13 protein-coding genes and 1 pseudogene are annotated in these 13,281 nt (G+C 70.8%); 12 read left to right on the top strand and 2 right to left on the bottom strand.

Annotation, left to right across the window (positions count from 1 at the left end):
- The 12 genes and pseudogenes from VFH10_RS12570 to VFH10_RS12515 all read left to right on the top strand — a co-directional run.
- Nucleotides 1-555: pseudogene (locus tag VFH10_RS12570) on the top strand (pyridoxal 5'-phosphate synthase lyase subunit PdxS); the annotation flags it as partial.
- Nucleotides 556-561: 6 nt separating this feature from the next.
- Nucleotides 562-1,131: a DUF6891 domain-containing protein gene (locus VFH10_RS12565; RefSeq protein ID WP_325129012.1), complete on the top strand. Its 570-nt coding sequence runs from the start codon at nt 562-564 to the stop codon at nt 1,129-1,131.
- Nucleotides 1,128-1,772: a pyridoxal 5'-phosphate synthase glutaminase subunit PdxT gene (gene pdxT / locus VFH10_RS12560; protein ID WP_325129010.1), complete on the top strand. Its 645-nt coding sequence runs from the start codon at nt 1,128-1,130 to the stop codon at nt 1,770-1,772. The genes VFH10_RS12565 and pdxT overlap by 4 nt, the downstream gene beginning before the upstream one ends.
- Nucleotides 1,773-1,822: 50 nt before the next feature.
- Nucleotides 1,823-2,590: a YebC/PmpR family DNA-binding transcriptional regulator gene (locus VFH10_RS12555; RefSeq protein WP_325129008.1), complete on the top strand. Its 768-nt coding sequence runs from the start codon at nt 1,823-1,825 to the stop codon at nt 2,588-2,590.
- 147 nt (nt 2,591-2,737) lie between these two features.
- The gene (gene ruvC / locus VFH10_RS12550; protein ID WP_325129018.1) at nt 2,738-3,253 is read left to right on the top strand and encodes a crossover junction endodeoxyribonuclease RuvC; all 516 of its coding nucleotides are present in this window, start codon (nt 2,738-2,740) and stop codon (nt 3,251-3,253) included.
- Nucleotides 3,250-3,870 carry a Holliday junction branch migration protein RuvA gene (gene ruvA / locus VFH10_RS12545; RefSeq protein ID WP_325129006.1) on the top strand — a complete coding sequence of 207 codons (621 nt, stop codon included), beginning with the start codon at nt 3,250-3,252 and terminating at the stop codon, nt 3,868-3,870. Before ruvC ends, ruvA begins: the two co-directional genes overlap by 4 nt.
- Before the next feature lies 1 nt (nt 3,871).
- Complete coding sequence (ruvB, locus tag VFH10_RS12540) at nt 3,872-4,972, top strand: Holliday junction branch migration DNA helicase RuvB (protein ID WP_325129004.1); 1,101 nt, start codon at nt 3,872-3,874, stop codon at nt 4,970-4,972.
- Between the two features lie 145 nt (nt 4,973-5,117).
- The gene (yajC, locus tag VFH10_RS12535) at nt 5,118-5,441 is read left to right on the top strand and encodes a preprotein translocase subunit YajC (protein ID WP_325129002.1); all 324 of its coding nucleotides are present in this window, start codon (nt 5,118-5,120) and stop codon (nt 5,439-5,441) included.
- Nucleotides 5,442-5,484: 43 nt separating this feature from the next.
- Nucleotides 5,485-7,317 (top strand): protein translocase subunit SecD, encoded by a 1,833-nt coding sequence (gene secD, locus VFH10_RS12530; RefSeq protein WP_325129000.1) that lies wholly within the window; start codon nt 5,485-5,487, stop codon nt 7,315-7,317.
- Complete coding sequence (secF, locus tag VFH10_RS12525) at nt 7,317-8,567, top strand: protein translocase subunit SecF (protein WP_325128998.1); 1,251 nt, start codon at nt 7,317-7,319, stop codon at nt 8,565-8,567. The genes secD and secF overlap by 1 nt, the downstream gene beginning before the upstream one ends.
- Nucleotides 8,564-9,106 carry an adenine phosphoribosyltransferase gene (locus VFH10_RS12520; RefSeq protein ID WP_325128996.1) on the top strand — a complete coding sequence of 181 codons (543 nt, stop codon included), beginning with the start codon at nt 8,564-8,566 and terminating at the stop codon, nt 9,104-9,106. The genes secF and VFH10_RS12520 overlap by 4 nt, the downstream gene beginning before the upstream one ends.
- A gap of 148 nt (nt 9,107-9,254) precedes the next feature.
- Nucleotides 9,255-11,486 carry a bifunctional (p)ppGpp synthetase/guanosine-3',5'-bis(diphosphate) 3'-pyrophosphohydrolase gene (locus VFH10_RS12515; protein ID WP_325129016.1) on the top strand — a complete coding sequence of 744 codons (2,232 nt, stop codon included), beginning with the start codon at nt 9,255-9,257 and terminating at the stop codon, nt 11,484-11,486.
- A 185-nt stretch (nt 11,487-11,671) separates the two neighbouring features.
- Here VFH10_RS12515 and VFH10_RS12510 read toward each other — a convergent pair whose 3' ends face one another.
- Together VFH10_RS12510 and VFH10_RS12505 are read right to left on the bottom strand one after the other, a co-directional pair.
- The gene (locus VFH10_RS12510) at nt 11,672-12,982 is read right to left on the bottom strand and encodes a DUF349 domain-containing protein (protein WP_325128994.1); all 1,311 of its coding nucleotides are present in this window, start codon (nt 12,980-12,982) and stop codon (nt 11,672-11,674) included.
- Nucleotides 12,979-13,233: a hypothetical protein gene (locus tag VFH10_RS12505; protein ID WP_325128992.1), complete on the bottom strand. Its 255-nt coding sequence runs from the start codon at nt 13,231-13,233 to the stop codon at nt 12,979-12,981. The genes VFH10_RS12510 and VFH10_RS12505 overlap by 4 nt, the downstream gene beginning before the upstream one ends.
- Nucleotides 13,234-13,281 lie beyond the last annotated feature (48 nt).

Raw genomic sequence — 13,281 nt, 5'->3', positions numbered from 1 at the left:
GACTACGCCAACCACATCGACAAGTGGGCGTTCACCGTCCCGTTCGTCTGCGGCGCGACCAACCTGGGCGAGGCGCTCCGCCGGATCACCGAGGGCGCGGCGATGATCCGCTCCAAGGGCGAGGCCGGCACCGGTGACGTCTCCAACGCGGTCACCCACATGCGCACCATCCGGGCCGAGATCCGGCGGCTGCAGAGCCTGGCCGAGGAAGAGCTGTACGTCGCCGCCAAGGAGCTGCAGGCGCCGTACTTCCTGGTCAAGGAGGTCGCCGAGACCGGCAAGCTCCCGGTGGTGCTGTTCACCGCCGGCGGCATCGCGACCCCGGCTGACGCGGCGATGATGATGCAGCTCGGAGCCGAGGGTGTGTTCGTCGGCTCCGGCATCTTCAAGTCCGGCAACCCTGCCCAGCGAGCCGAGGCGATCGTCAAGGCCACCACGTTCTTCGACGACCCCGAGATGGTCGCCAAGGTCTCCCGCGGCCTCGGCGAGGCCATGGTCGGGATCAACGTCGAGGAGATCCCGCAGCCCCACCGTCTCGCCGAGCGCGGCTGGTGAGGCGTCTTGCCTGACCAGGCGCTGGCCGAGCAGCACGTCCGCGAGTTCGCGCGGGCGTGCGTGCGCGCGGGCCTGCTCGACGACGACGCGCTCGCCGACGAGGTCGAGCAGGCGATCGTGACGGAGCTGCCCGACCGCGCGGACGAGGCCGGGTCCCTGGCTGCTGCCTGGATCGACGGAGCCCGCGAGGAGCTGCGTGTCGACCAGGAGAGCTGGCCCGAGGCCACCGACTACGAGCGCCTGCAGACCGCGTTCGCCGAGATCGAGCTGGCCGACGTCGTCGTGCTGCAGGGTGTCGACGACCACTGGGCGGCCAAGGCCGTGCTCGACGAGCGGACCGCGGCCGGCACGACCCCGCGCGGCGTCGCCTGGTTCACCGCGTCGGACGTCTGGCACGCGGTCGACGAGGGCATGCTCGAGGTGAACCTCTGGCACGGCTCGACCGCCAACGCGGCCCCGGGCGACCCGCTGCTCGACGACGTGCTCGGGGTCCTCGAGAAGCACGGCCTCAGCGCGCACTTCGACGAGGGCCGCATCGAGGTCGACGCGCACTGGCACCGACGGATCGCGCCATGAGCCACGCGACCGCCCCGTTGATCGGGGTGCTCGCGCTGCAGGGCGACGTCCGCGAGCACCGGGCGATGCTCGAGCGGGCCGGCGCCGAGACGCTGGCGGTACGCCGCCCGGAGGAGGTGGCCAGGGTCGACGGGATCGTCATCCCCGGCGGCGAGTCCACCACCATCTCCAAGCTCGCCCGCGCGTTCGGTGTGCTCGACCCGCTCCGTGAGGCGCTGCACGCCGGGCTTCCCGGTTTCGGCACGTGCGCCGGGATGATCATGCTGGCCGAGCACATCGAGGCCGGGATCGCCGGCCAGGAGACCTTCGGCGGTCTCGACGTCGTCGTACGCCGCAACGCGTTCGGCCGCCAGGTCGACTCCTTCGAGGCCGACCTCGAGGTGACCGGCTTCGACTCCCCCTTCCACGCGATGTTCATCCGGGCGCCGTGGGTCGAGAAGGTCGGCCAGTCCGTCGAGGTGGTGGCCCGGGTGTCGGTCGTGCACCACGGCGAGCGCCCCCATGCCGCCGCCGACGCCGTGGGTAGGATCGTCGCGGTCCGACAGGGGAGCCTGCTCGCCACGTCGTTCCATCCCGAGATCACCGGCGACCCCCGGATCCACGCGATGTTCGTGGACATGGTCCGTGAAAGCGGTGGTTGAGCCCGTCGAAACCGACGCGGCGAACCGAGTCGAAAGTAGGGTCCTGCTCCATGTCCGGCCACTCCAAATGGGCGACCACCAAGCACAAGAAGGCCGTGATCGACGCTCGGCGCGGCAAGCTCTTCGCCAAGCTGATCAAGAACATCGAGGTCGCGGCCCGTCAGGGCGGCGGTGACCCGGCCGGCAACCCGACGCTGTACGACGCGATCCAGAAGGCCAAGAAGTCCTCGGTACCCAACGACAACATCGACCGCGCGGTCAAGCGCGGATCGGGTGCCGAGGCGGGCGGAGCCGACTACCAGACGATCATGTACGAGGGCTACGGCCCCAACGGGGTGGCCTTCCTCATCGAGTGCCTCACCGACAACAGGAACCGCGCCGCCATGGAGGTCCGCACCGCCATGACCCGTAACGGCGGCTCGCTCGCCGACCCGGGCTCCGTGTCGTACCTGTTCAACCGCAAGGGCGTCGTGATCGTGCCGCAGGAGCAGGACTCGAAGTCCGTCGACGAGGACGCCGTCCTCGAGGCGACACTCGACGCGGGCGCCGAGGAGGTCAACGACCTCGGCGAGGCGTTCGAGGTGATAAGCGAGGCGACCGACCTGGTCGCGGTCCGCACCGCCCTGCAGGCGGCCGGCCTCGACTACGACTCCGCGGAGGCGTCGTTCCTGCCGTCGATGAACATCGAGCTGGAGGACCAGAAGTCCGCTGGCGCCGTGCTCCGTTTGGTGGAGGCGCTCGAGGACCTCGACGACGTGCAGAACGTCTTCGGCAACTTCGACGTCAGCGACGAGATCCTCGAGTCGCTGGACGCCTGACGGCAACCGTCAGCTATCGAGTCCGTCGCGACCCGAGGGGTCACTTGGTCCGCGACACGCCGTCGAGGGGACTGAAGTTCTGACTCCTCGGCGTCTACGTTGGTCCGAACAGGTGTTCGGACGGCCGACGAGAGGCGGGTGGGGCGGATGCGCGTGCTCGGCATCGACCCGGGCCTGACCCGCTGCGGCATCGGTGTCGTCGACGGCTCGGTCGGCCGGCCGCTCAGCCTGGTCGACGTCGGCGTCGTGCGCACCTCCGCCGACGAGCCGGTGGCCCAGCGCCTGCGCCTCCTCGAGGTCGGCATCGAGGAGTGGCTCGAACGGCACCGCCCCGACGCGGTGGCCGTCGAGCGGGTGTTCAGCCAGCACAACGTCCGCACCGTGATGGGCACCGCCCAGGCCAGTGGCGTCGCGCTGGTGGCCGCCGCCCGCCGTGGGCTGCCGGTCGCCCTGCACACCCCCAGCGAGGTCAAGGCCGCGGTCAGCGGCAGCGGCCGGGCCGACAAGGCCCAGGTCGGGCTGATGGTGACTCGGCTGCTGCGGCTCACCGAGGCCCCTAGACCCGCCGACGCCGCCGACGCCCTCGCCCTGGCGATCTGCCACATCTGGCGCGGCGGCGCGCAGTCCCGTATCGACGAGGCCCTGGCTAGGAGCCGTTCATGATCGCGTTCGTCAGCGGCGACGTCGCCGCCGTCACCCTCACTTCCGCCGTCATCCAGGTCGGCGGCGTCGGTCTCGAGCTGCACTGCGCGCCGCACACCCTGGCCACGCTGCGGGTGGGGGAGCGCGCCACCCTGCCGACGAGCATGGTGGTGCGCGAGGAGTCGCTGACCCTGTTCGGCTTCGTCGACGACGACGAGAAGTCCGTCTTCGAGCTGCTCCAGACGGCCAGCGGCGTCGGCCCGAAGCTGGCGCAGGCGATGCTGGCCGTGCACCGGCCCGACGAGCTGCGCCGGGCGCTCACGACCGAGGACGTCAAGACGCTCACCACGGTGCCCGGCATAGGGCAGAAGGGCGCCCAGCGGATCATCCTCGAGCTCAAGGACCGGATCGGCCCACCGAGCGGCGGTGCGGCCCCGCGCACCACCGCCCCATCCACGGGCGGCGAGGCCTGGCGCGGCCAGGTGCACGCCGGGCTGGTCGGCCTCGGCTGGTCGGCGAAGGAGGCTGACAAGGCAGTGGAGGCCGTGACCCCGCAGGCCGACGAGATGGTCTCGACCGGCTCCGTGGACGTCGCGGCACTGCTCCGCTCCGCGCTGCGCTCACTGAGCAAGGCCTGACATGGACCACGAGACCGAGCTCCAGGCCGCCGAGGCGGCGTACGTCGACTCCCGGGCGCTGGTCGACGGCGAGATCCGGGCCGACGAGGCCGACGAGCGTGCCGTGGAGGCGGCGCTGCGACCGCGCACGCTCGACGAAGTCATCGGACAGGAGCGGGTCCGCGAGCAGCTCGCCCTCGTCCTCGAGGCGGCGCGCGGCCGTGGTCGCGCGCCCGACCACGTGCTGCTGTCGGGCCCGCCGGGCCTCGGCAAGACCACGCTGGCGATGATCATCGCCGCGGAGATGCAGAGCCCGCTTCGGCTCACCTCCGGCCCCGCGATCACGCACGCCGGCGACCTCGCCGCGATCCTGTCCGGCATGAACGACGGCGACGTGCTGTTCGTCGACGAGATCCACCGCATGTCGCGGCCGGCCGAGGAGATGCTCTACATGGCGATGGAGGACTTCCGGGTCGACGTCGTCATCGGGAAGGGTCCGGGTGCCACCGCCATCCCCCTGGAGATCCCGCCGTTCACGCTGGTCGGCGCCACCACCCGGGCGGGGCTGCTCCCCGGGCCGCTGCGGGACCGGTTCGGGTTCACCGCCCACCTGGAGTACTACGAGCCGGCCGAGCTCGACCAGATCGTCCGCCGCTCGGCCGGCCTGCTCGACGTGCACCTCACCGACGAGGGAGCCGGCGAGATCGCCTCGCGGTCCCGCGGCACCCCGCGCATCGCCAACCGGTTGCTGCGCCGGGTGCGCGACTTCGCCCAGGTCCGCGCCGACGGGGTGGTGACGCTCGACATCGCACACCGGGCGCTCGACCTCTACGAGGTCGACCAGTCCGGCCTCGACCGGCTCGACCGTGCGGTGCTCGACGCGTTGTGCCGTCGCTTCGGCGGCGGACCAGTGGGCGTCAGCACGCTCGCAGTCGCGGTGGGGGAGGAGCGCGAGACGGTCGAGGAGGTGGCCGAGCCGTTCCTCGTCCGGTCCGGCTTCCTGGCGCGGACGCCGCGCGGCCGGGTGGCGACACCGCTCGCCTGGACCCATCTCGGGCTGACGCCACCCGCACCCTCGTCGTACGCCGCCGACCTGCCGCTCTTCGACGAGGCGGCGGACTGAGACGGGATCGTGACCGGCGGGTTCGCTCCCATTTCGGTGCGGTCGCACCGAGACAGTTAGACTCCATCGTTGGCCCGGGCCGTGAGCCCCGGTGCCCCGGGTCGTCGTCGGCGGCCTCACCATGCCCACTGGCTAGGAGTTACCTGTGAATGGTTGGGAGTCCATCCTCCCGTTCGTCCTGATTGTCGTCGTCTTCTGGTTCCTGGTCGTGCGTCCTTCGCGCAACCAGCAGAAGCGGCTCGCGGCCACGCAGTCCAGCGTCGCCGTCGGCAGCCAGGTGATGCTCGGTTCGGGCATCTACGGGACGGTCGCCGGTGTCGGCGAGGAGACCTTCGACGTCGAGATCGCCCCGGGCACCACGATGAAGGTGGCCAAGGCCGCGGTCGTGCGGGTCATCGAGCCCACCGAGTCCACCCAGAGCCCGGCGAGCCCGACGGACGACACGTCCGCCAGCGACCAGGACCACTAGTCAGCGCCGGGCCCGCGCCCGCAGCACCAAGGAGCACACAGCAGTGGCCAAGAACGCGTCCCGTCCGGCGCGCCGGCTGATCATCTTCGCCGTTCTCATCGCGGCGATGTTCGGCGGCGTGGCGATCGGCGGCCAGTGGAAGCCCAAGCTCGGCCTGGACCTGCAGGGCGGCACCCGGATCACTCTGGAGGCCAGCACGCAGACCGGCGAGGACATCACCCCTGAGAAGCTCGAGGAGGCCCGCAGCATCATCGACCAGCGGGTCAACGGTCAGGGCGTCGCGGAGGCCGAGGTCGCCGTGCAGGGCGACCGCAACATCGTGGTCGAGATCCCCGGTGACAACCGGCGCGACCTGGTCGACGACGTGCAGCAGACCGCCCAGCTGCGGTTCCGGCTGGTGGCGGCGGTGGCTCCGGGCCGGCCCAGCGCGCAGCCGGCTCCCAACGAGCAGCCCAGCGAGCAGCCCAGCGAGCAGCCCAGCGAACAGCCCGGCGAGGACCCGTCCGCGCAGCCGGATGACGAGCCGAGCGACGAGCCCTCCGCCTCCCCGCGTGGTCGCGCGCTCTCCGGCGGCCTCGTCGCCGCGGACGAGACCGGCAACAACAACGGCAACAACGGCGGGGGCGGCAACAACGACGGCGGCCAGGGCGACCAGGGTGGTGGCCAGGGCGACGCCCAGGAGACCCCTCCGGCCGACCCGAACGCCCCGACGGGCGGCCTGCCCGGCACCACGCCCGAGGGCGCCCCGGTCGACCAGCCGCTGCGGTGGCAGGTCAACCCCGGCGACGAGTGGTTGCAGCGCTTCGCCGAGTTCACCTGCCCCGAGCCGGGCCAGCCGGCCAACCGCGTGATCGACAACCGCGACCAGCCGCTGGTCACCTGCGACGAGGACGGCAACAAGTACCTCCTGTCGGCGTCGATGATCCAGGGCACCCAGCTGACCCGGGCCGAGGCGGGCATCCCGCAGGGCCAGGTGCAGTGGGCCGTCGACCTGACCTTCGACAAGACCGCGCGGGAGACCTTCGCCGAGGTCACCCGCGAGATCGTCAACGCCACCAGCCCGATCACCGGGCAGCAGAAGCAGTTCGCGATCGTGCTCGACGGCCAGGTGCTCAGCGCCCCGGTCGTCAACGGCGTGATTCCCAACGGTCAGGCGCAGATCACCGGCGACTTCAACCAGGAGTCCGCTCAGTCGCTGGCCAACAGCCTCAAGTACGGCGCGCTGCCGTTGACGTTCACCGCCCCCGTCGTCAGCGAGGAAGGGCCTACCCTCGCCGCCGACCAGCTCAGCGCCGGACTGTGGGCCGGCGCCATCGGGCTGGGGCTGGTCCTCATCTACTGCATGTTCTACTACCGCGGCCTCGGCATCGTCGTGGTCGCGTCCCTCGGGATCGCCGCGGTGGTGACCTACGGGGTCGTGCTGGCGATGAGCCAGGCGGTCAACTTCACGCTCACCCTGCCCGGCATCGCCGGTCTGATCGTGGGCGTCGGCATCACCGCCGACTCGTTCATCGTCTACTTCGAGCGGATCCGCGACGAGATGCGTGACGGCAAGTCGATGCGGGTGGCCGTCGAGGTGGGCTGGGTGCGTGCCCGGGCCACCACTCTCGCCGCCGACGCGGTCTCGTTGCTGGCCGCCGTCGTGCTCTACATCTTCGCCATCGGCGTCGTGAAGGGCTTCGCGTTCGCGCTCGGCATCAGCACGATCATCGACGTCGCGGTGTTCTTCATGTTCACCAAGCCGATGGTGTCGTGGCTGTCCCGCTTCACCTTCTTCAACTCCGGCCACAAGTACTCCGGGCTGTCCCCGGAGGCGATCGGCATCGACAGCATCGCCGGTGGGCCCCGTCCGTCGGTTGCAGGGGGTAACGCCTGATGAGCAAGATGTCCCGTCTCGGCCAGCACCTGTACGACGGCACGGTCTCGATCGACTTCGTCGGTCGGCGGCTGCTCTGGTACGCCATCTCGGCGGTCATCGTCGCCATCGCGATGTTCGGCCTGCTCGGAAAGGGCCTCAACCTCGGCATCGAGTTCGAGGGCGGCGTGGAGTACCGCGTCTCGATGCCCGCCGGACAGGCGGACCAGGAGACCGTCGAGGAGATCCGCGAGGCCGTGGCCCAGACGGCCGAGGACGAGGGGATCGAGGCGGCGAGTTCCCCCATCGTCAACACCTCGGGTGACAACAACATCCGGGTGCAGACCGAGCCGCTCACCAACGACGAGGCGACCACGATCTCGGAGGCGATCCAGGAGGCCGCCGGCGTCGGCGAGGACGACATCAGCCAGGCCGCGATCGGTGCGACCTGGGGTCAGCAGGTCGCAGATCGTGCGCTGCTCGGCCTCGGCGTGTTCCTCGTCCTCGTGGTGCTGTTCATCTGGGCCTACTTCCGAGAGTGGAAGATGTCGGTCGGCGCGCTCGTGGCGCTCGCGCACGACGTGATCATCACCGTCGGGATCTACGCGCTCTCCGGCTTCGAGGTCACGCCCGCAACGGTCACCGGCATCCTGACCATCCTCGGCTTCTCTCTCTACGACACGGTCGTCGTCTTCGACAAGGTGCGGGAGAACACCCGCAACCTGGCCCGCACCCACCAGACCTACGGGCAGGCGGCCAACCTGGCCGTCAACCAGACGCTGGTCCGGTCGATCAACACCTCGATCGTCGCGCTGCTGCCGGTCGGCGCGCTGCTGTACGTCGGCGTGGTCACGCTCGGCTCGGGTGCCCTGAAGGACCTGGCTCTCGCGCTGTTCGTCGGGATGGCCGCCGGGCTGTACTCCTCGGTGTTCATCGCGACGCCACTTGTCGTGCAGCTCAAGGAGATGGAGCCGGGCGTCAAGGCCGGCGACGCCCGGGCGCTCCGGCACTCCAAGCGCCAGGAGGCAGACCGGTTCGCCAACGTCCCGGCCTTCACCGAGGACATGCCGGTCTACGACGAGTCCGCCGAGCCGCGCGACGTTCCGGAGACCGACGAGGAGCCGGAGCGCGGCCCGGTCGGGGTCACGACCCCGGACCGCAGCCGCTACACCGCAGGCGAGCGGCCCGCCGGCCGCCCGGTGGCACCATCGGCGGCCGCCAAGCGGGCCCAGCCGGAGCGCAAGCCCCGGTCGCAGCGCGGCAAGAAGTGACCGACGACCTCGAGCGGACGCTCGACGCGCTGATCCGCGACGTACCGGACTTCCCGCAGCCGGGTGTGGTGTTCAAGGACATCACCCCGCTGCTGGCCGACCACGACGGCTTCTCGGCGGTGGTCGAGGCCCTCGCAGACGCGGGACGCGACCCAGCCGGCAACGTCGTCGTCGACAAGGTGGTCGGCATGGAGGCGCGGGGCTTCATCCTCGCCGCACCGGTCGCGCTGGCGCTGCGCACCGGCTTCGTACCGGTGCGCAAAGCTGGGAAGCTGCCCGGCTCGACGCACGCCGTCTCCTATGCGCTGGAGTACGGCGAGGCCACCCTGGAGGTGCATCAGGACGCGATCTCCGCGGGTGACCGGGTGCTGCTCGTCGACGACGTGCTCGCCACCGGCGGCACGGCGGCGGCGACCCGCGAGCTGGTCGAGCAGTCCGGCGGCGAGGTGGTCGGGTTCGCGGTGCTCATCGAGCTCGGTTTCCTCGACGGCAGGTCCGCCTTGGACGGCCTGCCTCTCCACGTCATCAAGGCCGTCTGAGCCGCAGTCGCCCAGCCACTAGACTTGAGTTTGGTGGTGATGGGCTTGGAGGGCAGCTGAGATGGCGGACAAGAGCGTGGTCAACACGCCCGTCGACGCGCCCGAGACCGAGCCGGCAGCACCCACCGGCCCGCCGTCGGGTCGCAGGATGCGCGCGCGGCTGGCCCGGATGGCCACGAAGAGCCAGCCCGGCAATCCCGTTCTGGAGCCGCTGTTCCGTGCGGTGAAGGCCAGCCACCCCAAGGCCGACCTGGCCCTGCTGGAGCAGGCCTACCTCACCGCTGAGCGACACCACGCGACCCAGACCCGCAAGAGCGGCGACCCCTACATCACGCACCCGCTCGCGGTCGCCACGATCCTGGCCGACATCGGCATGACGGAGCCCACGCTGGTCGCGGCGCTGCTCCACGACACGGTCGAGGACACGCCGTACACCCTCGACCAGCTCCGCACCGACTTCGGTGACGAGGTCGCCCTCCTCGTCGACGGCGTGACCAAGCTCGACAAGGTCAAGTACGGCGACTCCGCGCAGGCCGAGACGATCCGCAAGATGATCGTGGCGATGAGCCGCGACATCCGCGTGCTCGTCATCAAGCTCGCCGACCGGCTGCACAACATGCGCACCCTGCGCTACCTCAAGCAGGAGAAGCAGGAGCGGATCGCCCGCGAGACGCTCGAGATCTTCGCGCCGCTGGCCCACCGGCTCGGCATGAACACCCTCAAGTGGGAGCTCGAGGACCTCGCGTTCGCGACGCTGCACCCGAAGATGTACGACGAGATCGTCCGCCTCGTCGCCGAGCGCGCGCCCTCCCGCGACCAGTTCCTGGCCCAGGTCATCGAGCAGGTCGAGAGCGACCTCCGCGACGCCAAGATCAAGGCGCTCGTCACCGGCCGCCCGAAGCACTACTACTCGATCTACCAGAAGATGATCGTGCGGGGCCGTGACTTCTCCGACATCTACGACCTGGTCGGGATCCGCATCCTCGTCGACACCGACCGCGACTGCTACGGCGTGCTCGGCGTGCTCCACAACCGCTGGAACCCGGTGACGGGGCGGTTCAAGGACTACGTCGCGATGCCGAAGTTCAACATGTACCAGTCCCTGCACACGACCGTGATCGGCATCCAGGGCAAGCCCGTCGAGCTCCAGATCCGGACCTTCGCCATGCACCGTCGCGCGGAGTACGGCGTCGCGGCGCACTGGAAGTACAAGGAGAGCTTCGCGGCGGGCCCCGACGCCAAGGCCGACACGAGCGGCGACGCCGACATGGCCTGGGTGCGTCAGCTCCTCGACTGGCAGCAGGAGACCGAGGACCCGGGGGAGTTCCTCGAGTCGCTGCGCTTCGAGATCAACTCGGCCGAGGTCTACGTGTTCACCCCGCGCGGCGACGTGGTGGCGCTGCCCACGGGCTCGACCGCGGTCGACTTCGCCTACGCGATCCACACCGAGGTGGGGCACCGCACCATCGGCGCGCGGGTCAACGGGCGCCTGGTGCCGTTGGAGTCCACGCTCGACAACGGCGACGTCGTCGAGGTGTTCACGTCCAAGGCGCCGACCGCCGGCCCGAGCCGCGACTGGCTGGGCTTCGTCAAGTCCCCTCGGGCCCGCAACAAGATCCGGCAGTGGTTCACCAAGGAGCGTCGCGAGGAAGCCATCGAGCAGGGCAAGGACCAGATCGCCCGGCTGATGCGCAAAGAGGGGGCGCCGCTCAAGCGGGTGCTCACCCACGAGACGCTTGCCACCGTCGCGACCGAGATGCGGCTCGCCGACGTCTCGGCGCTGTACGCCGCGGTCGGTGAGGGCAACATCGGCGCCCAGACCGTCGTACGCCGCGTCCTCGACCTGCACGGCGGTGAGGAGGGTGCGGCCGAGGACCTCGCCGAGGCCGTGCAGATCACCGAGGCCGGGCGGTCCCGCCGGCAGGCCGGCGGCGACGCCGGTGTCATCGTCAAGGGGATCTCCGACGTCTGGGTCAAGCTCGCCAAGTGCTGCACGCCGGTCCCGGGCGACCAGATCCTCGGGTTCGTGACCCGCGGTGCCGGCGTGTCGATCCACCGTTCCGACTGCACCAACGCGGCGAGCCTCAACTCCCAGCCGGAGCGCCTGGTCGAGGTGGAGTGGGCGCCGACCGCCCAGTCGCTGTTCCTGGTGAACATCCAGGTGGAGGCCCTCGACCGGGCCCGGCTGCTGTCGGACATCACGAAGGTGCTCTCCGACATGCACGTGAACATCCTGTCGGCGTCACTGTCGACGACCCGCGACCGGATCGCGAAGAGCCGGTTCACCTTCGAGATGGCCGACCCCAAGCACCTCGGCCACGTCCTCAAGGCCGTGCGCTCCGTCGACGGCGTCTTCGACGCCTACCGCGTCACCCAGTAGTCCGCCGCCCGATCCGTTGAGACGCGCTCCGCGGGGACGTGAGACGCGCTCCGCGGGACGCGAGAAGCGGCCTGCGGGGAACCGACTGTTCCCCGCGCGCGTCTCAAGTCCTCGTCCCGCGCGTCTCCACACCCCACGAGGCGCGTCTCAACATGCTCCAAGGCGCGTCTCGACGGGGTGGTGGATCAGCCGGAGAACTCCTCGAGGGCCTTGTGCGCCTCGGCGAGCCAGGCCTTGCGGGCCTCGAGGGCGGAGGCGTGCTCGGCGGCCTTCTGGTCGTTGCCGGCCGCGACGGCCTTGTCGTGCTTGGCCTGGAGGTCGGCGATGGAGGACTCCAGCTGGGCCACCGTATCGGCCGCCCGCGCCCGGGCCTCGGGGTTCGAGCGGCGCCACTCGTCGTCCTCGACGCCGCGGATCGCCTGCTCCACCTTGCGGATCCGGCCCTCCAGCTCCTTCATGCGTTCGCGGGGCACCTTGCCCGCGGCGTCCCAGCGCTCGGCGATGTCGCGGAAGGCCTCGCGGGCGGCGCGGACGTCGGTCACGGGGAGCAGCTTCTCGGCCTCGACGAGGAGAGCCTCTTTCCTCTCCGCGTTTGCCGTGAACTCACGGTCGAGCTCGGCGTTGGCGCTGTCGCGGGCACCGAAGAACTGGTCCTGGGCGGCGCGGAACCTCTTCCACAGCTGGTCGTCGACGCCGCGCGGGGCCGGCCCGGCGGCCTTCCACTGCCGCATCAGGTCGCGGTACCTGCCGGCCGTCGGTCCCCAGTCTGTGGAGCCGGCCAGCGCCTCTGCCTCGACGACGAGCTTCTCCTTGACCACCCGCGCGCTCTCACGCTTCTCGTTGAGCTCGCCGAAGTGCGCCTTCCGGCGGCGGGTGTACGTCGTGCGGGCGGTCGAGAAGCGTCGCCACAGCGCGTCGTCGACAGGCTTCTCGAGCCGGGGGAGCGCCTTCCACTCGTCCAGCAGCTCGCGCATCCGGTTGGCCCCGTTGCGCCAGTCGGTGCCCTCCGAGAGCCGCTCGGCCTCGGTGGCGATGCGCTCCTTCTCACCCCGGGCCCGCTCGAGCTTGCGGGCCCGCTCGGCCTTCCGCTTCTCCCGCTGGGCCTCGATCGTGGCGCCGAGTGCGTCCAGGCGCGCGTCGAGACCGGCCAGGTCGCCGACGGCCTGCGCCTCGCTGAGGGTGGCGTGCACCTGCTTCACCGATGCGGTGGCCTCGTCGGGGCCGAGCGCGCCGGCCTTGACCCTCTGCTCGAGCAGCTCGACCTCGAAGGCGAGGTCGTCGTAGCGCTTGGTGAAGAACGCCAGCGCCTCCTCGGGCGTCGCGTCGGGCATCTGCCCCACGGGCCGCTCACCATCGGCGGTCCGCACGAAGACGGTGCCGTCCTCGGCGACGCGTCCCCACTCGCTGGCGGGCGGACCGGCTGGGGGACTGGTGGGTGGACGCGCCTCGCCCTCGTCCTCGCGGGGGGTCGGCTGCTCGGGCACGGGACTGGTCACCGGGTCACCTCGTCCATCGTCGGGACGGCCGCCACGTGGGTCGCGCCCACGCCTGCTGCCGCCGTTCCATCGCGGTCCGCGTCATGGGTCACGATCCAGAGCACCAGCCCGACCACGGCGACCAGCACCGCGAGGGTCGCCAGCACGACGCGGCGGCGCCGGCGTCGGGCTTCGCGGGCGGCGAGCCGGGCAGCGCGCCGTTCGGCGCCGGCCTGCGCGAGCCGCCGGCGGCGCTTCTTCTTCGAGACCACGCACGGGAGTCTAGGGCCTGACTGCCGGGCGTCGTGGGCCTGCATGCG

The organism is Nocardioides sp. (assembly GCF_035697785.1).
Lineage (GTDB): Bacteria > Actinomycetota > Actinomycetes > Propionibacteriales > Nocardioidaceae > Nocardioides_B.
This window is presented reverse-complemented; position numbering and strand designations above follow the sequence as displayed.